We start from the raw sequence: 25,807 nt of genomic DNA, 5'->3' as shown, positions 1-25,807 counted from the left end.
ATGATATAATAAAATGTATTTATATCTCAGGGGAGAAAAAGGGAGAATTATGAATCATCATAGGAGAAATGTGCCTGCTTCTAAAAAGGGGAAGAAGCTTAGGCTCTTTAATGTAGCTTTACTGACATTGGTAAGCTTGGTCTCAGGTTTGCTGGTTTTTTCTATATTTAAAAATAATGTTCTGGCGTTTCATCACCTGAACCTTATTTTGTCTGCTCTTTTGGCGGCTGTTATTTTACTGGCAGCCTTCTTTATATGGAAAAATAAGTTCAAAGTCCTGACCACGGTGCTTTTGCTTGTGACCTTGCTGGTATCTTCAGGAGCCATGTACGGGGTCAAGGAATTGATGGACTTATCTAGAGGTGTGAACTCCACTTCAAATTACTCTGAAATTGAAATGGCGGTTTATGTCCGAGCAGACAGCGACAAATCAGATGTGACCCAGCTGCAGAAGCTGACGGCTCCGACTGAAAATGGGGATAAGGACAATGTGACGGCTCTTGTTGACCACATCAAGAAGACTAAAAAGACAGAGCTCACTGTAGAAAACAGCTCGTCTTATATCGCAGCCTACAAGGCCCTCATCAATCAAGAGACTGAGGCCATTGCCCTCAATAGTTCGTTTGGAGATATGCTGGCTTCTCACGATGCTGACTATGCTTCAAAGATAAAGAAAATCTATACTTATAAAATCACCCGTCAAGTAGAGACCGGCAAGCGCAGCGACGATGCCAATGCGGATGTCTTCAATATCTATGTCAGCGGTATTGACACTTATGGATCTATCTCATCTGTCTCACGTTCCGATGTCAATATCATCATGACGGTCAATCGCAAGACCAAGAAAGTCCTCTTGACTACAACTCCTCGTGATTCTTATGTGGCCATTGCGGATGGAGGGGCCGGGCAGATGGACAAGCTAACTCATGCAGGGATTTACGGAGTAGATGCTTCTGTCCACACGCTGGAAAATCTTTACGGCATTCGCATTGACTACTATGTTCGTCTGAACTTCACTTCCTTCCTCAAGCTGGTAGACCTGTTAGGAGGGATTGATGTTGAAAATGACCAAGAATTTACCAGCCGACATGGTAATCATCATTTCCCAGTAGGGAAAGTCCATATGAACTCAGATCAGGCATTAGGCTTTGTTCGCGAGCGTTACTCCCTTCAGGGGGGCGACAATGACCGCGGGAAAAATCAAGAAAAGGTTATCGAAGCAGTCATTAAAAAGCTGACCTCAACCAGTGCTTTGAAGAACTACAACGAGATTATTTCCGGCTTGCAGGACTCTATCCAGACCAATATGGAGCTGCCAGTTCTTATGAATCTGGTCAATACCCAGCTGGAGTCAGGTGGAAGCTATCAAGTTCAGTCACAAGCCATCAGCGGAAACGGTCGTATGGATCTACCATCCTATGCTATGCCAGATTCCAATCTCTACATGATGGAAATCCAGCCAGAAAGCCTTGACAATGCTAAGGCAGCGATTCAGCAGGTAATGGAAGGAAAAACACCATGATTGATATCCATTCTCATATTATCTTTGATGTGGACGATGGTCCTAAGAATTTTGATGATTCCAAAAAACTGCTGGAAGAAAGCTATCGACAGGGAGTTCGGACTATTATCTCTACCTCTCATCGCAGAAAGGGCATGTTTGAAACGCCTGAGGAGACCATTAGAGCTAACTTTAAAATGGTAAAAGAACTGGCAGAGCTTGTGGCGCCTGACTTGACGGTTCTCTATGGGGCAGAGATTTATTACACCAGTGATGTGGCGGATAAGTTGGAAAAGGGGATTTTCCCCAGTCTAGCTGGCACACGCTATGTGCTGATTGAGTTTAGCATGGCAACGCCTTATAAAGACATCCATAAAGGCTTGGCTCAGATTCTGCGCTTAGGTCTAACACCGGTCCTTGCTCATATTGAGCGCTATCACTGCCTGGAAAATGATGAAAAGAAGGTGCAGGAACTCATTAATATGGGCTGCTATACTCAGATTAATAGCTCCAGTGTTCTGAAGCCTAGGCTGCTTGGAGACTCGCATAAATTTATGAAAAAACGGGCTCAGTTCTTTTTGGAGAAGGACTTGGTCCACTTTGTTGCCAGCGACATGCACAATCTAAGCCAGAGACCGCCCTTTATGAAAGAGGCCTTTGACATCGTCGCTAAGAAATACGGTTCCCGCCGGGCTGAGGCTCTCTTTGGCGGCAACCAAGCATTATTATTGAAAAATGAATTGATTTAGGGGAAAAATGGAAAAACAAGAAAAGCAAATCGTAGAAATCGATATTCTGTCCTTGCTGAGAGCCTTATGGCTGAAGAAATTTACCATCGTATTGGGAGCTGTGCTCTTTTCTTTGCTGGCTTTTGGCTACAGCGTCTTTATTGCTAAGAAAATGTATCAGAGTACCACACGCATCTATGTGGTTAGCCGTCAGAACGAAACGCAGGCAGCTTTGACTAATCAGGACCTGCAGGCGGGTTCTTACCTCGTTAAGGACTTTAAGGAAATCATTCTGTCACAGGCGGTTCTATCACAGGCAATTAGTGAGTTGAAACTGCAAACGTCACCAAGAGAGCTGACGCGTCACATCACCGTTTCCGTTCCGGCGGATACTCGTATCGTTTCGATTACAGTTAAAGATGACAATCCGGAGGAAGCGGCTCGCATTGCCAATGCCTTCCGTAATATTGCTGCTGAGAAAATTATCGAAGTGACAAAAGTTTCTGATGTGACAACTTTGGAAGAAGCAACAGTCCCAGCAGAGCCTTCTTCACCAAATATTCGACGTAATGTTATCTTAGGATTTTTAGGGGGCAGCGTCCTGATGTCGATCTTTATCATCGCGGTAGAAATCTTGGATGATCGGGTGAAGAAGCCAGAAGACATTGAAGAAGTTATGGGCTTGACGCTGTTGGGCGTTATCCCAGATATGAACAGAATGTAAGGGAGAGAAAATGGCAACCTTAGAATTAGTTAGGAAAAAAAGGAACCTTGTCAAACTAACCGAGGAATACTACAATGCTCTAAGTACTAATGTACAGCTGAGCGGCGCTAATATCAAGATGGTCGAAATAAGCTCGGTGACGGCAAATGAAGGAAAGTCTACAACCTCAGTGAATCTCGCGGCCGCTTTTGCCAGAGCTGGTCATAAGACCTTGATGATCGATGCGGATATCCGCAACTCAGTCATGTCCGGTGTGTTTAGCAGTCAGAGAAAAGTATCAGGACTGACGGACTATCTGTCAGGACAGGCTGCCCTGCATGAAGTCATCAACGATACAGATCTGGATAACCTAGATGTGATCTTATCTGGTCCAGTATCACCTAATCCGACTGGGCTTTTGCAAAGCAAGCAGTTTGAAGCGCTTTTGACTGACCTGCGTGTCCGCTATGACTACATCATCGTAGATACTTCACCGATTGGTCTGGTCATTGATGCGGCTATCATCGCTCAGAAATGCGATGCTAGCTTCTTGGTGACACAAGCAGGCCATATCAAACGAAAAGCAGTCATGAAAGCTAAAGAGCAGTTGGAACAAACGGGAACTCCTTTTTTGGGTGTTGTCCTCAATAAATATAACATTGATTTGGAACGCTATGGTGCCTACGGAACTTATGGGGGATATGGCAGCTATGGCAATTATGGGAAATAGGGAATAAAGAGTTTTAGGATAATTGGGAGATTAGGAACATGACAAGAGCGAGAAAAAGAGTCATCTTAATTATTGTTGATATTATTTTGCTCAGTATAAGTCAGGGGATTTCAAAATTCTTCTTAGCAAAATATGTCGGGATAACGGATTTATCTTTTGTCTCTATTTTAATGGGGATTATTGTACTGTATTTGACATTTGCAACACTGTCGAATGTCTTTTCTACGATTACAAGGTATACAGATTACAAAACAATGTTTCGAGTGGGGGGCTCAATTTTAGGAGCTTACTCGATTGTATACATTGTAGAGAAAATTTTTTACGAATCCACAAACAGTAGATATATTGTTCTTTCTATGCTGCTATCGTTTTTGTTGGTTATTGCTTCAAGGCTGACTTGGCGGGAAATTCATGAATTCGTGCAGCACCCTTCAGCCTTGTTGGGTAAGAAAGTGGATGGGACAAAGACACTTGTTGTTGGTTCAGGGGATGGTGCTAGTCTCTTTATCAAGACAGCCCAGCAAAAATCAAAAGATTTAAAAATAGTCGCGATTGTAGACGATGATAAGAATAAGCAAAATACTTATCTTCATGGAGTAAAAGTTGTAGGAACAACTGAGCAGATACCTGAAATTGTAGGGAATTATGAAGTTGAACAAATTGTCATTGCCATTCCTTCGTTGGCTCCGGATGATTACGAACGAATCGTAGAGTACTGCCAACAGACGGAGGTCAAGGTCAATGCCATGCCTAAGTATGAACAGGTGATTACGGGGAAATTATCTGTCAGCAAACTTCAGGAAATTGATATTGCAGATCTGTTGGGACGTAAAGAAGTTAAGCTGGATCAGCAAAGTTTGAAGTCCAATATTAAATGCAAGACAGTGCTAGTTACGGGGGCAGGTGGGTCAATCGGCTCGGAACTTTGCCGTCAGATTGCTCAATTTTGCCCAGCTAGGCTCCTGCTTCTAGGTCATGGAGAAAATTCCATTTATTTGATTCACAAGGAGCTGTCAAGTCGTTATAAAGATGATATTGAGTTAATTCCAATCATTGCAGATATTCAAGATAGAGAGAGGATTTTCCATATTATGGAAACCTATCGTCCTGATCGAGTGTATCATGCAGCAGCTCACAAGCATGTCCCTTTGATGGAGTACAATCCGACAGAAGCAGTCAAAAACAATATCTATGGTACACGAAATGTAGCAGAAGCAGCAAAGGCAGCTGGTGTCGCGAAATTTGTCATGATCTCTACAGATAAGGCAGTCAACCCACCTAATGTTATGGGGGCAACTAAGCGTGTGGCAGAAATGGTCGTGACCAGTTTAAATGAAGAAGGAAAGACTCTTTTCTCAGCTGTCCGCTTTGGGAATGTTTTGGGCAGCCGAGGTAGTGTTGTTCCTTTGTTCAAGGAGCAGATTGCCAAGGGAGGTCCTATCACCGTGACGGACTTTCGAATGACACGTTATTTCATGACGATACCAGAAGCCAGCCGCTTGGTGATTCAGGCTGGGGCCTTGATGCAAGGGGGAGAGGTTTTTGTCTTGGATATGGGCGAGCCTGTGAAAATTTTGGACCTAGCTAAAAAGATGATTACGCTCAGTGGCCATACTGAAGAGGAGATTCAGATTCAGGAAGCAGGCATTCGACCGGGTGAAAAGCTTTATGAAGAGCTCTTGTCTGCCAAGGAAAAGGTCAATGATCAAGTCTATGAAAAGATTTTTGTAGGGAATGTTCAGTCGTTGCCCAAGACCGAGGTAGATTCCTATGTGGACTCTCTTCTGACTCTTGGTGCAAATGACCTCAAGGACAGCCTGGTAAAGTTTGCACAGCAATAAGTTTTTAGGATAATCATGTATAAATTTTTTAAACGAACATTAGATATAGTCTTGTCATTCTTAGGAATGCTTGTCTTATCACCATTTTTTCTGCTTCTAGTACTCGCTATTAAATTGGATTCAAAAGGACCAGTTTTGTTCAAACAGAAGCGGGTCGGTCTGCATAAGAAACACTTCTATATTTTGAAATTCAGAACGATGCGAATTGACACACCTAAGGATACTCCAACTCATTTACTTGAAAATCCTGAGCAATGGATTACAAAGGTTGGGAAATTTCTAAGGAAGACATCTCTGGATGAGTTGCCTCAGATTTGGAATATTTTTGTTGGTGACATGAGTATCATAGGTCCAAGACCGGCTCTTTGGAATCAGTATGATTTGATTGAAGAGCGAGACCGCTATGGAGCAAATGATGTTTTGCCAGGTCTGACGGGATGGGCTCAGATTCACGGGCGAGATGAGTTGCCAATCTCCAAGAAAGCTGAATTGGACGGCTACTACGTCCAGCATTTGTCTTTTGGATTAGATGTCCGCTGTTTCTTTGGCACCATTAAGAGTGTGGTCAAGAGCGAAGGTGTTGTTGAAGGCGGCACGAGAAATATGGAAAAGAAAGATTAAAGGCTGATGAAAAGAATATTAATTACGGGAGAGGGTAGCTATATCGGCCGGAGCTTTAAGAGGTATGTTTCTTCACGGGAGGATGTTCAGGTTGATGAGCTGGATGTCCGCGGAGAAACCTGGAAGGAGAAAGATTTTTCGTCTTTTGATGTAATTTTGCATTTGGCGGCGATTGTCCATATCTCCAACCCATCAAAAGAGATGGAATCGGTATATAAGCAAGTCAATACTCAGCTACCTTATGAATTGGCTCAAAAGGCTAAACGCGAAGGTGTCAAACAGTTTATCTTTATGAGCAGCATGAGCGTCTATGGCGAAATTTTGGGAGATCGTGTTATCACAAAGGAGACACAAGAGAGTCCTGATTCTTTTTATGGCAAAAGCAAACTAGCTGCTGAGCAACTTCTAGCGGAATTGGAGAGCGAAGATTTCAAATTAGCAGTTTTACGGCCGCCCATGGTTTATGGTCATCAAGCTAAGGGAAATTATAAGCGACTGTCAAAGTTGGCTCAGAAGCTACCAGTCTTCCCTTTGGTTCAGAATGAACGTAGTATGATTTATATTGATAACCTTTGTGAGTTTATCAGACTGATTGTTCAGAATCAAGACAGCGGTGTTTTCTATCCTCAAAATCAGGACTATGTCAACACCTCTCAGCTAGTCAAAGAAATAAAAAGGACTCATGGCCAGAGAGTAGTCTTGCTGCCTGCATTTAACTGGATTTTAAAAAGACTATCTCGCCATGTTTCGACTCTGAATAAGCTATTTTCAGACTTAACTTATGAAAAAGAGATGTCTAGCTATCCTCAGTCTTATCAGGTGGCAGATTTTAGGAGGTCTATTGAGAAGACGGAGAAGGGAAACTAGTTTAGGATGAATGGGGGGATTGTTAGTGAAATTTTCGGTATTGATGTCTGTCTATCAGAAGGAGAATCCGGATTTCTTAAGGAAGAGTCTAAATAGCGTTCTTATAGAGCAGAGTCGCAAGCCAGATGAGCTTGTCCTTGTAGAGGATGGGCCGCTGACAGAAGAGCTGTATCAGACGATTCAAGATTTCAAGGAAAAATTTCCAGAGATGAAAGTTCTACACTTAAAGGAGAATGTCGGATTGGGAGAAGCTTTGCATCGGGGAGTTGAGGCTTGTTCTTATGACTGGATTGCTAGAATGGATACAGATGACATTGCGACACCGGACCGTTTCCAGCAACAAGTGGACTATATTGAGCAGCATCCGCAGTTAGATGTTCTGGGGGGAAATATCATAGAATTTGATTCGGAACCAGATCAAATAGTGGCAGAGAAACAGATGCCGCTTTCTCATGAAGAGATTATCAAAAGGTTGCAGCGGAGAAATCCTTTCTGTCACATGACGGTATTTTTCAAGAAATCATCTGTTTTAAAAGCAGGCAATTACAAGCCCTTGCCTTTAGTGGAAGACTATTATCTTTGGGCGAGAATGGCTGCTCAGGGCTGTCGTTTCGCCAATCTTAATCGGGTCTTGGTTTATGCTCGCGTCGGAAATGGCATGCATACGAGAAGAAGCCAGACAGAGCAGATTGCCAGCTGGAAAGTAGTCAATACTTTTTTGCTGTCACATGGTATGTTGAACCGAGGGCAATATTATCAAAATATGTTGATGATTCGCGCTTTTGTGGGAACGCCTATTTGGATAAAAGCGTTTATTTATAAGTATCTGCTTAGAAGGAAGTAATCTTCTTTCCAGACAGAGCAGTCTAGCTTAGACAGGGAGAAAGCTAGAAGTTAGGGGGATATAGGATGAAAAGTTTAGGAAGGAGGGAGAAATGATTTCTGTCGTGATGGCGACCTATAATGGGGCGGATTTTATTTTGGAGCAACTAGACTCTATCCGCACTCAAAAGCTGAAGCCTGATCAGGTCATTATCTGTGATGACTGTTCGACAGATCAGACAGTGGCGCTAATCAAGGACTACATCATCAAGCATCAACTGACTGATTGGCAGCTGATTGAAAATCAGGAAAATTTGGGCCATTATCGAACTTTTATAAAATTAGCGAGTTTAGCTGAGCACGATATTGTTTTTTTCGCTGATCAGGATGATAAATGGCTGCCTGATAAAACAGCTGCCTTGCAGAAAGTGCTGTTAGAAACGGACGCTGCTATGGTGTATGGCCGGTCTTACTTGATTGATCAAAATGGTCAGGTCATCAAGGAGCCCAAGGTTTCAGGAGAAAGGCAAGAAAGAAATCTAGCTTGGCTTCTGAAAAAATGGCCGTCAGGTTATCAGACAACTTTTAGAAAGTCGGTACTGACGGATATTTTGCAGCAGCAGTATATGGATTATCCTGGATTTGACTATCATGATGTTTTATTTGGTATGCTGGCTCCATTGTATGGAAAAGTTGTTTGCTTGGACCAGCTTTTAGATCAGCATCGCATTCATCAGGCGAATGTAACCCAGTCTGCGTCGTCGCTCAGTTTTAACAAAACGAGGTTATCTAGGATTAACTATTTACAGAAGGTCATCAGTCGCTATGAGTCCGTGAAAAAAATCGCAGAGGAGCGACAGATTTCTGAAGGGGACCATCGCCAGGTTACTAAGGCTTTGGCCTTGACCAATCTTAGACTGAAATTATTACAGTCTAGAAATCCATTTTGGGCTTTGGGCCTGATGTTTCAAATAAGGGAGTATCGAACAATAAAAGATTTCATCAGTGATTTGGTATACACCTACTCACTGAATGGACTTGCTAGGAGATTATTGAAAAAGTTTGGGAGGTAAGAAAAATGAGAGGAACCAGTAAGATTGAATGGGAGTTGGCTTTGGGAGAACGCTTCAGCCCCATGTATCAGAAAATTACGGATGATAAATTAAAGGTTTTGCAAAAAGCCTATTTACAAATGTATAAAAAATTTGATGCAGAGTGTCGTCGGCATCATATTCATTCCTATATGGTTGCAGGGACCTTGATTGGTTCTTTGCGACATGGGGGGTATATCCCTTGGGACGATGATATCGACTTAGTGATGTTCCGAGAGGACTACAATCGTCTTCAGGAAATCTTTGCGGACAGCGAGGACTTCGAGCTGATCTCTCCTGCGGATGCGACAGACAGTGTCTTTAAGGTTCTAAAGCTGCAGAGCAAGTCACTGACTTACTATGATGTTTTGGGAGAAGGTTTCAGTAAAAAGAAACATCTTTATCTTGATATGCTGCCAATTGACTTTGTCCCAGAGAATAACATGCTTCGCAAGCTCAAGGGTCTTCTATTCAGAGCCTTGGATTTGTCACACAATAGCTCACGCTGCTATACGAAGTTTACTCCGCATCTGACCTATATGGCTAAAGAATCCAAAGAACTCAGACAAAATCTTTGGATCAGAAGACTGATAGGCTTCCCTTCTTTTATCATGGGGCCAGCTAATATGTATAAGTTGATGGAAAAACTCATTCAGTCTAATAAGAAGACTTCAAAAATAACAATTGCTTATGGTGTAAAAGGCTATCTGGGAGAGACTATTGACTATGAAAGTTTCTATCCAGCTAAGAAGTATTCCTTTGAAGGCTATGAGTTCGATGGACCTAATGATGCGGACAAGTATCTGACTAATCGCTACGGTGATTACATGACACCGCCTGAAAGAAAAGAACAGACAGAACGTCATGTCAGACTGAGAGATAATTGGGTTGAATTAATAGAAGGAAGATAATGGTTTTTTTACTAATTTTGGGAGGCCTCTTCCTATTGTTTTTGACAATCAAAACGGTAGGAAGAGACTATGCTAACCCGGCTTTTATATATCTGGCAATATGGATGATAGCAAGCATTTTTACTGCATTTTATTCATCCAAATGGGGAGAGGGACTTTCTCTGATAACGGTCACGGTGATCTTTGTTGGGAATGCCATTTTTTTAATGGGGGTCCTGTTGTCATCGAATTTGTTTGCTGAGAAAAAGTTGGATGCTAAACCTAGTCAAATAAAGGTGAGTACTTTTTTCATTATTTTAGTTCTCTTGTTTTTGGCTTATGCGGTCAGATTTATTTATTCCGATTTGCTTTATTTGGCGGCGCAGAGCAAGCAGGTACCGGGGGGATTGTTTAAAACCATTGAATTGGCTCGGCATATGACTACAAATTATGATTTCTCTCTTAGTCGTCTTAGCCTTAATTTGTTGCGAGTTAACTTTTCCTTAGGAATTGTTTTCTTCTACTTTTTCTGCGAGTCTCTTTTTTCGGGAAAAGATGGCATTTTTTACAAGGGCAAGTTACTGCTGGTTAGTCTGCTTTCTTTAGGTGTTTCCCTCTTGTCTACCGGACGTACGGAGTTGCTGGGCTTGGTTGCAGGATATGCTATTGTGTATATGTTATTTTTCTCGAAGTATTATTCGTGGAGAGACAGTAGGTATGGTGTGAAGCTTTTTCGCTCTTTGCTGATAATTGGCTTTGTATTCCTTGTCTTATTCATGGCGGTTGGAACCTTTGTTCTCAATCGAGTGGATAGTCGAGCAGAGTTTGGAATTTTGGATAACTTGGTTAAATATATGGGTTCACCCATTCAGGCTTTAGACTACTATCTGAAAAATCCTACTCTTTATAGCGATAATCAAGTCTTTGGAGAAAATACTCTTATTGCTATCTATGGAACATTGAAATCCCTCGGTCTGTCTAGCCATGAGCTGACACCTTTCTTGCCTGTTGTTCATTTCAACGACGATAAAACCAATGTTTACACAATTTATTACTACTTTATCAAGGATTTTGGCTATTTTTCAGTCCTTATCTTTCAGCTTTTATATGGCTTCTTTTACGGAAGTTTCTACTATTCTATCAAAAAACGCTATTTCACCCCGCTAAAGGTTATTGTTTTCGCTTTATTTGCGTATCCTTTGGTCATTTCATTCTTTCAGGAAACGTTGCTGTCATTGCTGACAACCCATATTAATCGGATTATCTATGCTTTTGTGATTTATATGGCAGCTGATTTACTGAGTAGAGTACGATTTACAAGGAGAGGAAGGAAAGTATCGGTATGACGACATCGGCTCTGATATTCGCAGGCGGCACAGGTAGCCGCATGAATACTAAGACCTTGCCCAAGCAGTTTTTAGAGTTGCACGGTAAGCCTATTATTATTCATACGATTGAGCACTTTGAAGACCATCCAGCAGTATCGGACATTGTAGTTGTCTGTGTAGACGGCTGGCTGGACTACTGCAGAGATTTATTAGCTAGATTCAATATTAAAAAAGTCAGTCAAGTGGTTCCTGGTGGAGAGACTGGACAAATGTCTATTTTTAATGGTCTCGCTGTTTTACGGGAAAAGTACAAGAACGATGACGACTATGTTTTGATTCATGATGGTGTTCGCCCCTTGATTGACGGGGGGATTATTTCTCAAAATATTGAAACAGCCAAAAAGTATGGGGCAGCTATTACGGTTAAGCCGGTTATCGAAACGGTCATTCAGGTCGATGAGGCGGATGTTATTAATCAGGTTATCGAGCGTTCCACTTGTCAGACAGCTGTCGCCCCTCAAACCTTCGCGCTTTCGAAGATTCACTCCCTGCATTTAAAAGCTCAGGCAGAGAATCAGTTTGATATGACGGATTCTGCGACACTGGCTCGTTATTTTGGTCTCCCTCTGCATACAGTCATGGGGGGCAGCGAAAATATCAAAATTACGACTCCATCTGATTTTTATATTTTTAGAGCAATTTACGAAGCGCGTGAAAATGCACAAATTTTTGGTTGATATGGGAAATAATACAATTTTACAAAAGGATATGGTAGATCTAGCTACTGTCAGTCCTATTCTTAGAGGACTGAGAAATGTCACAGTCTTGGTAACCGGAGCAACGGGACTTATAGGCAGACACTGCATTTCCGCCTTGATGGCTTTAAATGATTTGTACCAAGCTAATGTCAGAGTAGTGGCCTTGGCACGAAATCAGAAAAAAGCGGAAGATCTATTTCAAGATTTTTTACATAGTGAGAATTTGAAGCTAGTGTATGCTGACTTGCTGTCAGATTGGCAGATAGAGGAGGATTTGGATTATATTATCCATGGAGCCAGTGCGACGGACTCCTCTTTTTTCGTTGAGCATCCTGTGGAGACAATTGATCTAGCCGTAAATGGAACGAAAAAACTACTGGAGCTGGCTAAAAATAAGCAGGTTCACAGTATGGTCTATCTCTCTTCTCTGGAAGTCTATGGGACGACAAATCCTGATGCTTCTAGCATTAGCGAGAAAGATTACGGTTATTTGGATCCAACCAGTATCCGCAGCAGTTATTCGGAAAGCAAGCGCATGGCAGAGTCCTTGTGTGTAGGCTATTGTCATCAGTATCAGGTACCAGTGAAAATGGCTCGTTTGTCACAAACCTTTGGCCCAGGTGTGAGCTATGAGGACAACAGAGTTTTTGCGCAGTTTGCGCGTGCTATCCTTGAAAAGAGAGATATTGTTCTCCGGACTAAAGGGGAAACTGTTCGGAACTACTGCTATACCAAAGATGCCATTGAAGCTATTTTTTACATTCTGCTGAAAGGCCAAGCAGGTCAAGCATATAATGTCGCCAATAAAGAGACGGCTATTTCTATCCGTGAGATGGCGGAAATGGTTATTGAACTAAGCGGTAGCAATGAATCGAAGTTGGTCTTTGATTTGGCAGAGGATGTGGAAAAGCTAGGATATAATCCGACAGTTAAGATTCGTCTCAATACGGACAAGATTGAGAGTTTAGGCTGGCATGCTCATACTGATTTAGAAACCATGTTTTTACGTTTGATTGAGAGCATGGCAGCAGATAGGAAGAAATAGGAGGGAAAATTTGTCTGGTGGATTTAAAAAAATAGTAGCTAATTTTTCCTATGTTGTCTTGTCCAATTTGCTGACAGTAATAGTTTCTTCTCTGGTTGTCTTGATTTTGCCTAAGATCATGGGTGTAGAGGAGTATGGATACTGGCAACTCTATATTTTTTATTTATCTTATGCCGGTTTTGTTCATCTGGGTTGGGTGGACGGAATTTACCTTCGCTACGGTGGTTTGGAGTATGCTGATCTGGATAAAGAAAAGTTTTTCTCTCAGTTTCTCATGCTTTTGATCTATCTGACAGGGATTGGAATTTTATTTTTATTAGGGATTTCTGCCTTTATTAGAGATGAGAGCAGTCAGTTTGTTTTTACACTTTTGGTTTATACCACGTTGGTCACCAATCTGCGTTTTCTCTTTGTTTACGTTCTGCAGATGACTAATCGACTAAAGGAAAGTTCCTATGTTGTTAGTGGAGACCGACTCCTCTATTTACTGCTTTTACTGGTCTTTATTTTCGTGGGTTTTCGAGATTTCAAGATTATGGTCTATGCAGATTTGATTGGTAGAGTTGTTTCTCTTTTTTATGCCATGTATCTGTGCCGAGATATGGCCCTGCGACCCCTCAATCAGTTTAAGCTTGATATAAAGGAAACGGTTCGCAATATTGCTGTTGGTATCAATCTGATGCTATCAAATGTAGCCAGTATGCTCATTATAGGAACGGTTCGAATGGGGATTCAAAAGGTATGGAACATTGCTACATTTGGGAAAGTATCTTTGACTCTGAGTATTTCCAATCTGCTTATGACCTTTATCAACGCTATCGGTTTGGTCATCTTTCCGATTTTGAAACGGACGAACGAAAGCAAGTTGCCTAAGATTTATAATCAGTTGCGGAATGTCCTTATGGTTCTTATGTTTGGAGTGCTTTTGTTGTATTATCCCCTGAAAATAGCTTTGGACAGCTGGCTGCCGGCTTACAGAGAGTCTTTGATATTTATGGCTCTAGTCTTTCCTATGTCTGTCTACGAGGGAAAAATGGCTCTGCTTATCAATACCTACTTAAAAGCCTTACGAATGGAGAGGCAGATTTTTAAAGTAAATGTAATTGCCATGCTCTTAAGTTTCGCTACTACCTTGATTTTTGCAGTTTTTCTGCGCAATCTGAATGCTACAGTGCTGTCTATCGTGCTGTTGCTTGCGACTAGGAGTATATTGGCAGAGCTAATCTTAGCCAAGAGGATGCAGATTGAGGTCGTCAAAGATATCTGGGTTGAGTTGCTAATGACGCTTGTATTTATTGCTTCGAATTGGTTTTTATCAGTTTATCTTGCTGCAGCAGCCTATGGATTTGTCTATCTGACCTACAGTATATACAAATACCAAAGTTTGAAAGGCCTGCTCCAACAATTGCGGACTCGTTGATGCTTGAGAAATTATAAATAGTTTAACAATCTAAATACTAAGCCCTGTCTGGGCTTTTTATATGCACTCAACTGTCATCAATTGATATGTTTTTTAATGGGCGTGTAATCTGGTCTTGATGAGCTGTAATAATAAACATGCTATAATGTCTGCATGAAGACTGAAAACACAACTTTGCACGCTTTCAAGGCCCTAGCTTGCTTTAGTATTGTTTCCTTACACTTTCTGCTGCCGGGGCAATTTGGCGTTTTTTATCAAATTGTGGCCCGCTTTGCAGTTCCCTTTTTCATGATGCTGTCGGGCTATTTTTCCTTTAATATTTCCAGAGATAAGGTTAAGTATCGTCTCAAGCAGATGCTCCTTTTGACAGCTGCCAGTCTCCTATTTTACACGATTGTGCATTTTGTCAACCTAGTGCTGACCAGAGAGTTAACAGAAAAGATGGCAGCTATAGACCTATCTGATTTTGCGGACTTTTTCCTTTTTAACAGTCCCAGAGACTTGATTGGCTCAGCTGCTACACCGACATGGTATTTGCTGGCTATTTCTTATATCTACACGCTTTATTTGGTTTTTTATAAGCATTTTCACCGCTTAACTAGCTTGGGTGTGTCATTGTTCTTGTTGATCCTGGCCTTTTGTATCGAGTTCAATACAGATAGCGAATTTTACTATCGCAACTTCCTGTTTATGGGTCTTCCCTTTTTCATTCTAGGGATGCAGTTTGCTAAGCATCGGGATCGGATTTTAGCCTACGACTTGTCTTCTGTCAGGAAATGGGCTATTGGCTTGGGAATAGCAGGCTTGATTTTACTTGAGTACTGTTTCATGGGTACGGAATATGACCTCTATCCCAGCACTCTTTTTTCATCCAGTGCAATTTTCTTCTATGCGATAAGAAATGGGACTGATATTGATATTCCGATTTTGAATAATATCGCTAAGAAGTACGCCACCATGATTTATATCATTCATCCTTTCATTATCTTCATTTTCAGGTCGATTATGCCTCGGAATAGCATTTACAGTTTTGGCTTTTTTATCATATTCTTACTATCTTACTTGCTGAGCATAGCTTTTCAGAAAGCCATCAGGCCCAGACTTATCAGTGCACTTCCGGCTCAGTGATGTAAGCTAGCATAGCTTATTCTCACATTCACTCCAAACCAAAAGAGAGTGGGACAGAAATCGGGAATTCGTTAGAATTCGATTTCGTCGTCCCACCTCCACACAGTTGAGTAGGGCTGTAAAAGCTGATGAAATCAGCGAGTAGAGCACACTCAACCACTGCGTCTTGCTCGACGATCCAAAGACAATTGAGAGGCTAGGACTTTTGTCTCAGCCTCTTTTCGTGGTTTATCTAGGATAAGGTTACAGTCTATCTCTCAGAGTAGAGATTTTATGATTTCAGGCTGCTTAAGACCTTTTCAAAACTGTCAGAGTGGGCTTCGACGGTGATTTTTTCTAGCGTAAAAGGGTGCGTGAAAGTCAGCCGATGGGCATGGAGCATAAGCCGCCCTTGGGGTTGCGGATGATAGAGTGGGTCGCCGACCAGAGGGTGGCCATGATGAGCCAGATGGACACGGATCTGATGGGTGCGGCCAGTCTTGAGTTGGCACTGGACCAAGGTAGCCTGTCCAAACTGCTTGAGCCTAGTCACATGAGTTTCTGCATAGAGTCCTTTCCGGGGATCGACCAGCCGTTTCCTGCGGTCGTGGCGGTCGCGGCCAATCTTGTCTTTATAGATAAGATTTTTAGCTGGGAACTTGCCTTGGACCAGAGCCCAATATTGGCGGCTGATTTCTCGCTTTTCCAGCAGTCGATTGAGGATGGGCAGGACAAAGGGGTTCTTGGCAAAGAGGACTACACCGCTGGTTTCTTTATCCAGCCGGTGAACTACATAGCAGGTCTCACCGACATAGGCAGAAACATGATTAAGCAGGGCTAGTTCCGTTGGCTCATTAGCGTGGGTTTTCATGCCCTCAGGTTTATTGACGATAATGAGGTGTTGGTCTTGGTAGAGCTCTTCTACGAGTTCGCCATTTCCAAGCAAGATTGTCTTTTGAGGATAATCCTCTTCATCAAATATCAGGCAGATCTCGTCTCCGGCTTTGACCAAGCTTTGCCAGTTGATAGCTAGGCCGTTGACGGACACATGCTTCTTGGTCCTCAGAAAGTGCCGGATCTTTCGTGGAATGAGAAATTGTTCTTCCAGCAGCTCTTTGATCGTCATGGCGGGCAGTCCATCTGGGATAGTCAGTGTAAATTTCATACATTTATTGTAGCAGAAAGCCAGAACTTTGGAAATAGGCAGTGTCGGATAAGGATTGCTGCAGAGGCTTTTAAAAGGCTATTTAATATACTCTTTTTCTTAAAAATAACTAAAAATCAGACGGGAAATAGGGTACTTTCTTGTCTGCACCTAAATAAGGTGATAAAATAAGGTTTATGAAGAATTTAAAAGATTTATTTGAAAAATTAGTAGATTATTTTACCATACAGAAACCTCAAAAAGAAGCAGCAGAGGAGGTAGAGCTGACAGAAGAGCAGGCTAAGTCTGGTCTCAGCCGTTCGGGCAAGACCAAGAAGAAACCTCTCTCTCAGCACCCTATCCGCCGTTTTTGGCGCAGGTTTCATCTGACCAAGATATTCCTGATTCTCGGTTTGACCTTTGGTCTGGTAGTCGGCGGCTATCTCTTTTATGTGGCTAAGACGACCAATGTCAAGGATTTGCAGAATGCCCTCAAAGCTACCACGCTCATCTTTGACAAGGATGGCAATGAAGCGGGAAGCCTGTCTGGTCAGAAAGGAACTTATGTCGAGCTGACCGAGATTAGCCAAGACCTGCAGAATGCTGTCATCGCAACAGAGGACCGGACTTTCTATGAGAATGGCGGGATTAACTACAGTCGTTTTATCCTAGCTATCCTGACAGCCGGTCGCTCGGGTGGGGGGTCGACCATTACCCAGCAGCTGGCCAAGAATGCCTATCTGTCTCAGGACCAGACCATTGAGCGGAAGGCCAAGGAATTTTTCCTAGCTCTGGAAATCAATAAGAAATACAGCAAGCAGGAAATCCTGACCATGTACCTCAATAACTCCTACTTTGGGAATGGTGTTTGGGGTGTGGAAGATGCCTCTAAGAAATATTTCGGAGTCTCGGCTAGTCAGCTCAGTCTGGACCAGTCGGCTGTTCTGGCTGGTATGCTCAAGGGACCAGAGATTTATAATCCGCTGTATTCGGTTGAAAATGCGACCAATCGCCGCGATACGGTGCTGCAAAACATGGTGGCTGCAGGCTTTATTGATCAGGGGACGGCCGACCAGGCTGCCGCTGTAGGAATTGGTGGTCAGCTAGTTGATGCTTATGCTGGTAAGTCAGAAGACTACCGCTATCCATCCTATTTCGATGCGGTCATCAATGAAGCAGTCAATGACTACGGCTTGACAGAAGAAGAGATTGTTAATAATGGCTACCGCATTTATACTGAACTGGATCAGAACTACCAAGCCAGCATGCAGGTTATTTACAGCAATGTCTCTCTCTTTCCTGTAGCAGAAGATGGTACTATGGCTGAATCAGGCAGTGTTGCCTTGGATCCAAAAACTGGCGGTGTCCGGGCATTAGTTGGACGAGTCAATAGTGCAGAAGGCTCGAGCTTCAGAAGCTTCAACTATGCAACCCAGTCTTCTCGTAGTCCCGGCTCTACTATCAAGCCCTTGGTTGCATACAGTCCGGCCGTTGCTGCTGGTTGGCCGACAGATAAGGAGCTGGATAATACCAGAACCACCTTTGGCGACTATACCATCAACAACTATGGCAATATCCAAAGTTCACCTACAGTTCCTATGTATCAAGCCTTGGCAGAATCTCTGAACATTCCGGCTGTTTCAACTGTGGACGAACTGGGAATCAACAAGGCCTTTGAATACGGGAAAAAGTTTGGTCTGAATATGGACAAGGTTGATAAGACTTTGGGAGTAGCCCTAGGAAGCGGAGTCACGACCAATCCAATGCAGATGGCTCAGGCCTACTCAGTCTTTGCCAACGGCGGCGTGATGAATGATGCCCATCTCATTACAAAAATTGAAAATGCCAGTGGTCAGGTCGTCAAGACCCACCGTCAAACCTCTACTCGGGTTCTTAATGGCTCAACTACTGACAAGATGAACAGCATGATGCTGGGGACCTTCTCGAACGGTACAGGTATCTATGCGGCTCCGTATGGTTATACTATGGCTGGTAAGACCGGTACGACTGAAACGGACTTTAACCCAGATCTATCAGGCGACCAATGGGTCATTGGCTATACGCCGGATGTGGTTATCAGCCAGTGGCTAGGTTTTCCAAAAACTGACGAAACCCACTATCTGACTGGAACCAGCGCAAATGAAGCCTCGGCTGTTTTCCGAAATGTTGCCAATAGCATCCTGCCATATACAGAAGGAACTTCCTTTGAAGGGCAGAAGAATGCCTATGCTGCCAACGGTATTGCCCCTGTGGACACCTATGGTACGGAGGAAACGGGTACTACAACTGAAAACAAAGACTTCCTGCAGGACGTTCAGGACCGAGCTCAAAATCTGGTGGATGAAGCCAAGAAAGCCATTGATGACACTGGTATTCCTGAGAAAGCTAAGAATCTCTGGGATACTGTTACCAGCTGGTTTCAATAGGATTTAAAAGAGCTGAACGGCTTGTCAAAAGCATAGAATCCTGTTATAATAAGAAAGATGGAGGCGTTATGGCATTAAAAAAAGCGAGTCTAGCGTGTACAGTCTGTGGTTCTAGGAACTACTCGGTTAAGCTCAGTAGCACTCCAAAACCAACGCGTTTAGAAGTTAATAAATTTTGTAAGCATTGCAGTAAATATACGCTGCATAAAGAAACTAGATAGGAGATTGTTGTGAAATTCTTTAAAGATGTTTTTAAACTATTGAAAGATACAACTTGGCCTACCCGAAAAGAGAGATGGACAGATTTTATCTCTGTCATGGAATACACTGCATTCTTTGTAGTCATCATCTATATCTTTGACAAAGTAGTGGCAAGCGGTCTTTTCCAGATTCTGAATATTTTCTCTTAATAACTGAAGTAGAAATAGAGAAGAATACGAGGACAAACATATTATTCAAAAGTCCCACCTATTGTGAGTAGGTGGGATTTTTGGCCTATGTAGTTATTCTATTCTGGGTGAAGCTTGACAAAGTATAAAAAAAGGGGCTAAAATAGTATACCTAGGATAGGTTGTATGCATGTGCAATCTAGAACTCTCATCTATTGGCGTAGATGAGAGTTTTTTAATGAACAATTCTGGCAGGATATAATTTTCTAAATAGTTGTTAATGAGTTTAGATTTTTTATCTTCTCAAAATCTATGACACATACTATTTTTATAAAACACTTGACAAGGTATAAAAAATAAGTTATAATATAATTCCGTGATAGGTTGTATGCATGTACAATCGAGGGCTCTCATCTATTGGCGTAGGTGAGAGTTTTTTGATGAAAATCTTATTGAAATAAAGCCGAAGCCCTCATCTATTGGCGTAGATGAGGGCTTCTTGGTTGCACTGGAATTACTTCTTCCGGCGCTTGTTGTTGTGCTTTCCCCGCTTCTTATTGCTGCGGTTTTGCTTGCGCTGCTGCTCGTTCTTGCTGAGCAAAAGCTCCTCGAGCTTGCGCTCGTCCAGCTTGGAGAGCTTGCGAAGTTCAGCATTCTCCTTTCGAAGAAGACTGATCTGCTTCCGCAGGCTCTGCTGACGCTTTTGCTTGCGCTTCTTCAGGAGCTTCTTTCCCGAAGCGATGAGATCCTTGAGGACCTCGTCAACGAGCTTATCAGCCGTCTTCTTGCCCAAGTAGAGCAGGACAACGGTGATAACAACCGAGATATTGGGAGCGAGAGAGTGGATGGCGTCCGTGATAGTATTGAGCATGTCAATCGTCTCCTTTCATAGGACATGCGGATGTACCTGAATGCTGCTAAAGAATACATGTCTTCTTTAACGGCTTGTCAGGCTTGCTTGTACTCTAAGGAGAAGATTAGTTGATGGGCTGCTGGTCTGCAGTCTCTTTCTTCATAATCTCGCCTCCTTAAAGATGTTAATAATTTGTCCAAACAAAAAAGCCACACTTGTAGCTTGCCAGTTGAACACCTGTGAAATCAGAATTTTTTCCAACTGGAAATACCTTCTGATTCGACATTCATTTGTTCAGCAAAAAAAGACCTCTCAAACAAGTTCAAAGCACACCAAAAACCGATTCTAATAACAAAACATCCTATGTAGTCAGTTTTGAGAAAATCTTTCTTAGTGTTCTTCAAGCCATAGCCCGAAAAGTCATAATATTACCGATAGTCATAAATGTCTAAGCTGTTACATAAAATCTTTCAAAATACCAATCCCTTAGCTTCGTAGATTGTTTTTCTGTATTTTGGCACTATCTCTTAAGCAATCTAAGTCTCAGTAAAGATTAGAAAGTCAGTTCTTAAAGATAGAATGAAGCCGACAGGCCTCATACCCAACTGAAAAGTAAAAATATTAAATTATAGATTTATTATACCACTTTGTTTTCCCTTGTCAAGGATTTTGAAGCAGAATTACAAGGCTTTGATTTGTCTGGGAAATAGTTGTTAAATTCCTTTGCATTTGAGGAAATTATGGTATAATAGGGCTAGAAAGAAGCAGAAGCCCGCAGGCTTTTTTATTTAGGAAAGGATGAACTCATGGACAGTTTTGACAAAGGCTGGTTTGTACTGCAGACCTACTCAGGCTATGAAAATAAGGTAAAAGAAAATCTTTTGCAGCGCGCTCAGACTTATAATATGCTGGAAAATATCTTGCGCGTGGAAATCCCTACTCAGACCGTGCAAGTAGAGAAAAATGGCAAGACCAAGGAAATCGAAGAAAATCGCTTCCCTGGTTATGTCTTGGTGGAAATGGTAATGACAGACGAAGCCTGGTTTGTCGTGCGGAATACTCCGAATGTAACAGGATTTGTCGGTTCACACGGAAACCGCTCTAAACCAACGCCACTCTTGGAAGAAGAGATTCGCAACATTCTCATCTCCATGGGTCAAACAGTGCAGGAGTTTGACTTGGATGTCAAGGTTGGGGATACTGTTCGTATCATTGATGGTGCCTTTACTGACTATACAGGTAAGATTACGGAAATTGATAATAACAAGGTCAAGATGATTATTTCCATGTTTGGCAATGACACCGTGGCCGAAGTTAATCTTAGTCAGATTGCAGAGCTTTAATTGACGAAGGAGGATGAACTCTTCGCTATCCTCGTTAAAAATAAAATCCAAGACTGAAAAGGTCTTGGATTTTTGTGTTTTTGGAACGAATTGCAAGATTACTTTTTAGGGTTCGGCAATCTGATAGACTTTCCCGTTTTCTAAGCATAGGTAGTGGAATTTGCCAGCCATATACCAGGAAGTAATGATTTGGCCTTGCTTCTCACGGATGGCATAGGGCTGACCAGTTTTTTCAAAGGCTTCAGCAATGGGAGTGCCATCCTCTATGCTTGGAAAGAGCATACAGGTACCCCGCGTGTGTTCAAAGACTAGCTCTTTTTCTCGCACCTGATCCTCATCGAGATGAATATGAATCTCTAGGTGCTTGGCCAGTTTCCAGGTCAGTATTGTTTGCTTATTCTCTTTCTTAGTCTGGCTGGGCTTTCCTAGCAGCTTATCCAGTTCTTGAATAGTACTGGACTGACCCTGAGTACGGATTTGCTGGAATTGTTCCCACTTATCTACCGATTCCATATCCGGTATCAAAGCCAAGTCTTTGCTAGGATCCGAAGCTTGAGTGCTGGCACGCTGGGATTGGCAGGAAATTAGGAAAAAGCTGGATAGAATAATGGTCAGGATCAAGCTGAAACGTTTCATAAACATCTTCCTTTCTACAGAAAAGTAAGGCCTTTCACTTGCATTATAATCCTTTTTGTAAGCTACAGCAAGGAATTGACGGCAAGGAAATGGGAAGAGAAAAAGATGTTAAGAAACCTTGAGAACAAGGTCTTATCTGTTTGCAAAAAAAGTCCCGTATGACTTATAATGAAAAGCGTTAAAACTGAGATTTTCATAGCTTTGAACGTCAAAAAAGAGAGAACTAATCTGATTCTCTCTCCAGTTTAATGCTAAGTCAATCGCTACAGATGATATTTTGCTACAAAAATCCAAGACTGAAAAAGATCTTGGATTTTTATGTTTTTGGAACTGATTAGAAGATTACTTATCCTTAATGACGGAGTCAATAATGTCTTTGGTTTGTTTCATTTGATAGGTAGACATTACCCCAACGATTTGATTGTTCTGAGTAGAGAAACTAAACTGTTCGTCATTGGAATTTTTATAGACAAAGGTTGTATCGCGCTCTGAACGCATAATCATTTCCGGACGACCAAGCTTGTCGAAAGCTGTCTTGGGAGTGTCGGATGTGGTGATGCTAGAATAGCTGCTTTTGGCTGGTTGAGCGTCTTTTAACCTAAAACTCAAATTTGTTAGGACATTATTGGTAAAGTAGCACATAATGTCTCCGTTGTCTGTGTGCCAGATGTTGACAGAGTTGCCAGGGTCATTCTCATCAGTGCTGAATGTAGGTTGGCCTAGCGCTGCTGTTACTTCATCGTAAGACGTTTTAGGTTTGTCACCATTGATATCCTCTCCGTTTACCTGAATGACAAAGCCAGTGGAAATATGAAAATTTCTTATTTTTTCTAATTCAGGGATAGAAGCTGCATCTGGTACATCCTGCAGCGAAGAAGCATCATCTGGATCAAAGGTAGCACGTTTTCGAAACACCTCATCTTTACTTTCATAGGTGCTAGATGACTTGCTGGATGTTTCCTTAGAAGATGAACTTTTCGAAGCTTTGAGGGAGCTAGGTGTCTTTTTTCTTTGCTGCGTCTGCTTGGCAGGCATGCAGGCTGAGAGAGCTAGCAGAGAGAGAAGGCTGAGGGCATAGAAGCTGACTTTTTTCATAATTAATCTTTTTTCCTTTCGCTGATGATGAATGATATTTTTACAATCAACATTATATCAGCAAAATTTGCTAGAAACAATAGGAGATGAAATTAAAAAAGCCCTTTGGTGGGCTTCTAGAAATATATTTATGAAGGCGGTAGACGGATTTGAACCGACGATCAAGCTTTTGCAGAGCCGTGCCTTACCACTTGGCTATACCGCCACAACTCTTATTATTCTATCGTAAATACTTGCTTTCGTCAAGAGTCTTTCATAGTCAAAACAGAAAATGTTAGACGCTGCCATTCTGAACGCTTCGGGAACAAATGTTCAGCTGAGAAGTAGAATTCATACTTAGTGGCAGAAAATCTGGCAAACACCTTGTCAAAGAGCTGCGCTTTTGTTATAATAGTGGGTGCCGTGTAAATGGCGAAATACTCATTTTAGATGAATTGTGGGACTGTTGCCCTCGGGTGGTCCTGCGAGCTGAAATCTAAAAGAGGAAAAAACAAAAAAGGAGAATTTACTCATGGCAGTAATTTCAATGAAACAACTTCTTGAGGCTGGTGTTCACTTTGGTCACCAAACTCGTCGCTGGAATCCTAAGATGGCTAAGTACATCTTCACTGAGCGTAATGGTATCCACGTAATCGACTTGCAGCAAACTGTAAAGTATGCTGACCAAGCTTACGATTTTATGCGTGATGCTGCTGCTAACGATGCAGTTATCCTCTTCGTTGGTACTAAGAAGCAAGCTGCTGACGCTGTCAAAGAAGAAGCAGAACGTTCAGGTCAATACTTCATCAACCACCGTTGGTTGGGTGGAACTCTTACAAACTGGTCTACTATCCAAAAACGTGTGGCTCGTTTGAAAGAAATCAAACGTATGGAAGAAGACGGAACTTTCGAAGTTCTTCCTAAGAAAGAAGTCGCTCTTCTCAACAAACAACGCGCTCGTCTTGAAAAATTCTTGGGTGGTATCGAAGATATGCCTCGTATCCCAGATGTGATGTACGTAGTTGACCCTCATAAAGAGCAAATCGCTGTTAAGGAAGCTAAGAAATTAGGTATCCCAGTGGTTGCTATGGTTGATACTAACACTGATCCTGATGATATCGATGTGATTATCCCAGCTAACGACGATGCAATCCGTGCGGTTAAATTAATCACTGCGAAAATGGCTGATGCAGTTATCGAAGGCCGTCAAGGTGAAGATAGCGTTGAATCAGTAGAAGCAGAATTGGCTGCAACTGAGACTCAAGCAGATTCTATCGAAGAAATCGTTGAAGTTGTTGAAGGTTCAAACGAATAATCAGTAAACTAACCTAAAGGGGCAGGGCTCAGCCCAGCTCCTTTATTTACATTAAAAAATAGGAGAAGAAAAATGGCAGAAATTACAGCTAAGCTTGTCAAAGAATTGCGTGAAAAATCTGGTGCTGGTGTCATGGACGCTAAGAAAGCACTTGTTGAAACTGATGGTGACATCGAAAAAGCGATTGAATTGCTTCGCGAAAAAGGTATGGCAAAAGCAGCTAAGAAAGCTGACCGTGTTGCCGCTGAAGGTCTGACAGGTGTTTACGTAAACGGTAATGTTGCCGCTGTTGTTGAAGTAAATGCTGAAACTGACTTTGTTGCGAAAAATGCTCAATTTGTTGACTTGGTAAATGCTACTGCGAAAGTAATCGCTGAAGGCAAACCAGCTAACAACGAAGAAGCACTTGCTTTGACAATGCCTTCAGGTGAAACTCTTGAAGCTGCATACGTATCTGCAACTGCAACTATCGGAGAAAAGATCTCTTTCCGTCGCTTTGCTTTGATTGAAAAGACAGATGCTCAACACTTTGGTGCTTACCAACACAACGGTGGCCGTATCGGAGTTATCTCAGTTATTGACGGTGGAGACGATGCTCTTGCTAAGCAAATCTCTATGCACATCGCTGCGATGAAACCAACTGTTCTTTCATACAAAGAATTGGATGAGCAATTTGTCAAAGATGAATTGGCTCAATTGAACCATGTCATCGATCAAGATAACGAAAGCCGTGCAATGGTTGGTAAACCAGCTCTTCCACACTTGAAATACGGTTCTAAAGCTCAGTTGACTGATGCAGTCGTTGCACAAGCTGAAGAAGACATTAAGGCTGAATTGGCTGCTGAAGGCAAACCAGAAAAGATCTGGGACAAGATCATCCCAGGTAAAATGGATCGCTTCATGCTTGATAACACTAAAGTTGACCAAGCATACACACTTCTTGCACAAGTCTACATCATGGATGACAGCAAGACAGTTGAAGCTTACCTTGAATCAGTAAATGCTTCAGTAGTTGAGTTCGCTCGCTTTGAAGTTGGTGAAGGTATCGAGAAAGCTGCTAACGACTTTGAAAACGAAGTAGCGGCAACAATGGCTGCTGCTCTTGGTCAAAACTAATCGTTTTTAGCTTAGAAATAGAATGATAAAAAGGTCTGAGAAAAAATCTCAGACCTTTT

The 25,807-nt window shown here is 42.2% G+C and carries 25 protein-coding genes and 1 tRNA gene; 21 read left to right on the top strand and 5 right to left on the bottom strand.

The annotated features are described in order from the left end of the window. The first annotated feature begins 13 nt into the window (after positions 1–13). The 15 genes from HMPREF9389_RS09230 to HMPREF9389_RS09300 all read left to right on the top strand — a co-directional run bounded on the left by HMPREF9389_RS09230 (position 14) and on the right by HMPREF9389_RS09300 (position 15,473). Positions 14–1,522, top strand: coding sequence for an LCP family protein (locus HMPREF9389_RS09230; RefSeq protein WP_002928285.1), 1,509 nt, complete (start codon positions 14–16; stop codon positions 1,520–1,522). Further along, positions 1,519–2,250 carry a capsular polysaccharide biosynthesis protein Cps4B gene (gene cps4B, locus HMPREF9389_RS09235; protein ID WP_002928282.1) on the top strand — a complete coding sequence of 244 codons (732 nt, stop codon included), beginning with the start codon at positions 1,519–1,521 and terminating at the stop codon, positions 2,248–2,250. Before HMPREF9389_RS09230 ends, cps4B begins: the two co-directional genes overlap by 4 nt. A 7-nt stretch (positions 2,251–2,257) precedes the next feature. Continuing rightward, positions 2,258–2,953, top strand: a complete 696-nt coding sequence (locus HMPREF9389_RS09240) for a Wzz/FepE/Etk N-terminal domain-containing protein (protein ID WP_002894051.1) — start codon at positions 2,258–2,260, stop codon at positions 2,951–2,953. Between the two features lie 10 nt (positions 2,954–2,963). Then, complete coding sequence (locus HMPREF9389_RS09245) at positions 2,964–3,662, top strand: polysaccharide biosynthesis tyrosine autokinase (protein ID WP_002905547.1); 699 nt, start codon at positions 2,964–2,966, stop codon at positions 3,660–3,662. A gap of 38 nt (positions 3,663–3,700) precedes the next feature. Further along, the gene (locus tag HMPREF9389_RS09250; protein ID WP_002928279.1) at positions 3,701–5,503 is read left to right on the top strand and encodes a polysaccharide biosynthesis protein; all 1,803 of its coding nucleotides are present in this window, start codon (positions 3,701–3,703) and stop codon (positions 5,501–5,503) included. A 15-nt stretch (positions 5,504–5,518) separates the two neighbouring features. After that, positions 5,519–6,124 carry a sugar transferase gene (locus HMPREF9389_RS09255; protein WP_002928277.1) on the top strand — a complete coding sequence of 202 codons (606 nt, stop codon included), beginning with the start codon at positions 5,519–5,521 and terminating at the stop codon, positions 6,122–6,124. Positions 6,125–6,130: 6 nt separating this feature from the next. Next, on the top strand, positions 6,131–6,991 hold the full coding sequence (locus HMPREF9389_RS09260; protein WP_002928272.1) for an NAD-dependent epimerase/dehydratase family protein: 861 nt from the start codon (positions 6,131–6,133) through the stop codon (positions 6,989–6,991). 10 nt (positions 6,992–7,001) lie between these two features. Beyond that, a complete protein-coding gene (locus HMPREF9389_RS09265; RefSeq protein ID WP_002928271.1) occupies positions 7,002–7,835 on the top strand; it encodes a glycosyltransferase in 834 nt (277 codons plus the stop codon). A gap of 91 nt (positions 7,836–7,926) precedes the next feature. Beyond that, a complete protein-coding gene (locus HMPREF9389_RS09270; protein WP_002928270.1) occupies positions 7,927–8,886 on the top strand; it encodes a glycosyltransferase family 2 protein in 960 nt (319 codons plus the stop codon). Positions 8,887–8,891: 5 nt separating this feature from the next. After that, positions 8,892–9,815, top strand: a complete 924-nt coding sequence (locus HMPREF9389_RS09275; RefSeq protein WP_002907804.1) for a LicD family protein — start codon at positions 8,892–8,894, stop codon at positions 9,813–9,815. After that, positions 9,815–11,140 carry an O-antigen polymerase gene (locus HMPREF9389_RS09280; RefSeq protein WP_002928269.1) on the top strand — a complete coding sequence of 442 codons (1,326 nt, stop codon included), beginning with the start codon at positions 9,815–9,817 and terminating at the stop codon, positions 11,138–11,140. The genes HMPREF9389_RS09275 and HMPREF9389_RS09280 overlap by 1 nt, the downstream gene beginning before the upstream one ends. Then, a complete protein-coding gene (gene ispD / locus HMPREF9389_RS09285) occupies positions 11,137–11,859 on the top strand; it encodes a 2-C-methyl-D-erythritol 4-phosphate cytidylyltransferase (protein WP_002928268.1) in 723 nt (240 codons plus the stop codon). The genes HMPREF9389_RS09280 and ispD overlap by 4 nt, the downstream gene beginning before the upstream one ends. Then, the gene (locus HMPREF9389_RS09290; protein WP_002928267.1) at positions 11,840–12,925 is read left to right on the top strand and encodes an NAD-dependent epimerase/dehydratase family protein; all 1,086 of its coding nucleotides are present in this window, start codon (positions 11,840–11,842) and stop codon (positions 12,923–12,925) included. Before ispD ends, HMPREF9389_RS09290 begins: the two co-directional genes overlap by 20 nt. 10 nt (positions 12,926–12,935) lie before the next feature. Then, entirely contained in the window at positions 12,936–14,345 is a 1,410-nt protein-coding gene (locus HMPREF9389_RS09295) for a flippase (RefSeq protein WP_032906216.1), read from the top strand. 153 nt (positions 14,346–14,498) lie between these two features. Continuing rightward, entirely contained in the window at positions 14,499–15,473 is a 975-nt protein-coding gene (locus tag HMPREF9389_RS09300; protein WP_002928260.1) for an acyltransferase family protein, read from the top strand. A gap of 271 nt (positions 15,474–15,744) precedes the next feature. On the opposite strand, the gene HMPREF9389_RS09305 is transcribed toward HMPREF9389_RS09300, so the two are convergent. After that, positions 15,745–16,617 carry an RluA family pseudouridine synthase gene (locus HMPREF9389_RS09305; RefSeq protein WP_032906213.1) on the bottom strand — a complete coding sequence of 291 codons (873 nt, stop codon included), beginning with the start codon at positions 16,615–16,617 and terminating at the stop codon, positions 15,745–15,747. A gap of 176 nt (positions 16,618–16,793) precedes the next feature. Between HMPREF9389_RS09305 and pbp2a the strand changes: the two genes are divergently transcribed. The 3 genes from pbp2a to secE all read left to right on the top strand — a co-directional run bounded on the left by pbp2a (position 16,794) and on the right by secE (position 19,432). Then, positions 16,794–19,022, top strand: coding sequence for a penicillin-binding protein PBP2A (gene pbp2a / locus HMPREF9389_RS09310; protein WP_002928245.1), 2,229 nt, complete (start codon positions 16,794–16,796; stop codon positions 19,020–19,022). A 68-nt stretch (positions 19,023–19,090) separates the two neighbouring features. Beyond that, positions 19,091–19,243 carry a 50S ribosomal protein L33 gene (rpmG, locus tag HMPREF9389_RS11540; protein ID WP_002894024.1) on the top strand — a complete coding sequence of 51 codons (153 nt, stop codon included), beginning with the start codon at positions 19,091–19,093 and terminating at the stop codon, positions 19,241–19,243. Between the two features lie 9 nt (positions 19,244–19,252). Then, complete coding sequence (gene secE / locus HMPREF9389_RS09315; protein ID WP_002894022.1) at positions 19,253–19,432, top strand: preprotein translocase subunit SecE; 180 nt, start codon at positions 19,253–19,255, stop codon at positions 19,430–19,432. Between the two features lie 493 nt (positions 19,433–19,925). Here secE and HMPREF9389_RS09320 read toward each other — a convergent pair whose 3' ends face one another. Continuing rightward, positions 19,926–20,282, bottom strand: a complete 357-nt coding sequence (locus HMPREF9389_RS09320) for a hypothetical protein (protein ID WP_002928242.1) — start codon at positions 20,280–20,282, stop codon at positions 19,926–19,928. Positions 20,283–21,070: 788 nt separating this feature from the next. Here HMPREF9389_RS09320 and nusG point away from each other — a divergent pair. Next, a complete protein-coding gene (nusG, locus tag HMPREF9389_RS09325) occupies positions 21,071–21,607 on the top strand; it encodes a transcription termination/antitermination protein NusG (protein ID WP_002894018.1) in 537 nt (178 codons plus the stop codon). A gap of 105 nt (positions 21,608–21,712) precedes the next feature. Here the strand turns inward: nusG and HMPREF9389_RS09330 are convergent, their stop codons facing one another. From HMPREF9389_RS09330 to HMPREF9389_RS09340, 3 genes are all read right to left on the bottom strand, one after another. Beyond that, on the bottom strand, positions 21,713–22,243 hold the full coding sequence (locus tag HMPREF9389_RS09330; RefSeq protein ID WP_032906211.1) for a hypothetical protein: 531 nt from the start codon (positions 22,241–22,243) through the stop codon (positions 21,713–21,715). A gap of 342 nt (positions 22,244–22,585) precedes the next feature. Next, positions 22,586–23,338, bottom strand: a complete 753-nt coding sequence (locus HMPREF9389_RS09335) for a hypothetical protein (protein ID WP_002928239.1) — start codon at positions 23,336–23,338, stop codon at positions 22,586–22,588. Between the two features lie 134 nt (positions 23,339–23,472). Further along, a tRNA-Cys gene (locus tag HMPREF9389_RS09340) sits at positions 23,473–23,543 on the bottom strand. 306 nt (positions 23,544–23,849) lie between these two features. Between HMPREF9389_RS09340 and rpsB the strand changes: the two genes are divergently transcribed. Beyond that, complete coding sequence (rpsB, locus tag HMPREF9389_RS09345) at positions 23,850–24,632, top strand: 30S ribosomal protein S2 (protein WP_002894015.1); 783 nt, start codon at positions 23,850–23,852, stop codon at positions 24,630–24,632. A gap of 72 nt (positions 24,633–24,704) precedes the next feature. Then, a complete protein-coding gene (gene tsf / locus HMPREF9389_RS09350; protein ID WP_002928238.1) occupies positions 24,705–25,748 on the top strand; it encodes a translation elongation factor Ts in 1,044 nt (347 codons plus the stop codon). The last annotated feature ends 59 nt before the right edge of the window (positions 25,749–25,807 follow it).

Origin of the sequence: Streptococcus sanguinis SK355, from assembly GCF_000212855.1 — a bacterium.
GTDB lineage: Bacteria > Bacillota > Bacilli > Lactobacillales > Streptococcaceae > Streptococcus > Streptococcus sanguinis_A.
This window is presented reverse-complemented; position numbering and strand designations above follow the sequence as displayed.

What these genes read in the sequence shown, in the direction of transcription:
- HMPREF9389_RS09250 (WP_002928279.1), top strand. Translation starts at nt 3,701, where the DNA reads ATGACAAGAGCGAGAAAAAGAGTCATCTTAATTATTGTTGATATTATT.
- HMPREF9389_RS09255 (WP_002928277.1), top strand. Translation starts at nt 5,519, where the DNA reads ATGTATAAATTTTTTAAACGAACATTAGATATAGTCTTGTCATTCTTA.
- HMPREF9389_RS09245 (WP_002905547.1), top strand. Translation starts at nt 2,964, where the DNA reads ATGGCAACCTTAGAATTAGTTAGGAAAAAAAGGAACCTTGTCAAACTA.
- rpsB (WP_002894015.1), top strand. Translation starts at nt 23,850, where the DNA reads ATGGCAGTAATTTCAATGAAACAACTTCTTGAGGCTGGTGTTCACTTT.
- HMPREF9389_RS09290 (WP_002928267.1), top strand. Translation starts at nt 11,840, where the DNA reads ATGCACAAATTTTTGGTTGATATGGGAAATAATACAATTTTACAAAAG.
- pbp2a (WP_002928245.1), top strand. Translation starts at nt 16,794, where the DNA reads ATGAAGAATTTAAAAGATTTATTTGAAAAATTAGTAGATTATTTTACC.
- HMPREF9389_RS09270 (WP_002928270.1), top strand. Translation starts at nt 7,927, where the DNA reads ATGATTTCTGTCGTGATGGCGACCTATAATGGGGCGGATTTTATTTTG.
- HMPREF9389_RS09300 (WP_002928260.1), top strand. Translation starts at nt 14,499, where the DNA reads ATGAAGACTGAAAACACAACTTTGCACGCTTTCAAGGCCCTAGCTTGC.
- HMPREF9389_RS09280 (WP_002928269.1), top strand. Translation starts at nt 9,815, where the DNA reads ATGGTTTTTTTACTAATTTTGGGAGGCCTCTTCCTATTGTTTTTGACA.
- HMPREF9389_RS09320 (WP_002928242.1), bottom strand. Translation starts at nt 20,282, where the DNA reads ATGCTCAATACTATCACGGACGCCATCCACTCTCTCGCTCCCAATATC.
- cps4B (WP_002928282.1), top strand. Translation starts at nt 1,519, where the DNA reads ATGATTGATATCCATTCTCATATTATCTTTGATGTGGACGATGGTCCT.
- HMPREF9389_RS09260 (WP_002928272.1), top strand. Translation starts at nt 6,131, where the DNA reads ATGAAAAGAATATTAATTACGGGAGAGGGTAGCTATATCGGCCGGAGC.
- HMPREF9389_RS09275 (WP_002907804.1), top strand. Translation starts at nt 8,892, where the DNA reads ATGAGAGGAACCAGTAAGATTGAATGGGAGTTGGCTTTGGGAGAACGC.
- HMPREF9389_RS09230 (WP_002928285.1), top strand. Translation starts at nt 14, where the DNA reads ATGTATTTATATCTCAGGGGAGAAAAAGGGAGAATTATGAATCATCAT.
- tsf (WP_002928238.1), top strand. Translation starts at nt 24,705, where the DNA reads ATGGCAGAAATTACAGCTAAGCTTGTCAAAGAATTGCGTGAAAAATCT.
- HMPREF9389_RS09240 (WP_002894051.1), top strand. Translation starts at nt 2,258, where the DNA reads ATGGAAAAACAAGAAAAGCAAATCGTAGAAATCGATATTCTGTCCTTG.
- HMPREF9389_RS09305 (WP_032906213.1), bottom strand. Translation starts at nt 16,617, where the DNA reads ATGAAATTTACACTGACTATCCCAGATGGACTGCCCGCCATGACGATC.
- nusG (WP_002894018.1), top strand. Translation starts at nt 21,071, where the DNA reads ATGGACAGTTTTGACAAAGGCTGGTTTGTACTGCAGACCTACTCAGGC.
- ispD (WP_002928268.1), top strand. Translation starts at nt 11,137, where the DNA reads ATGACGACATCGGCTCTGATATTCGCAGGCGGCACAGGTAGCCGCATG.
- rpmG (WP_002894024.1), top strand. Translation starts at nt 19,091, where the DNA reads ATGGCATTAAAAAAAGCGAGTCTAGCGTGTACAGTCTGTGGTTCTAGG.
- HMPREF9389_RS09330 (WP_032906211.1), bottom strand. Translation starts at nt 22,243, where the DNA reads ATGAAACGTTTCAGCTTGATCCTGACCATTATTCTATCCAGCTTTTTC.
- HMPREF9389_RS09265 (WP_002928271.1), top strand. Translation starts at nt 7,002, where the DNA reads ATGGGGGGATTGTTAGTGAAATTTTCGGTATTGATGTCTGTCTATCAG.
- HMPREF9389_RS09335 (WP_002928239.1), bottom strand. Translation starts at nt 23,338, where the DNA reads ATGAAAAAAGTCAGCTTCTATGCCCTCAGCCTTCTCTCTCTGCTAGCT.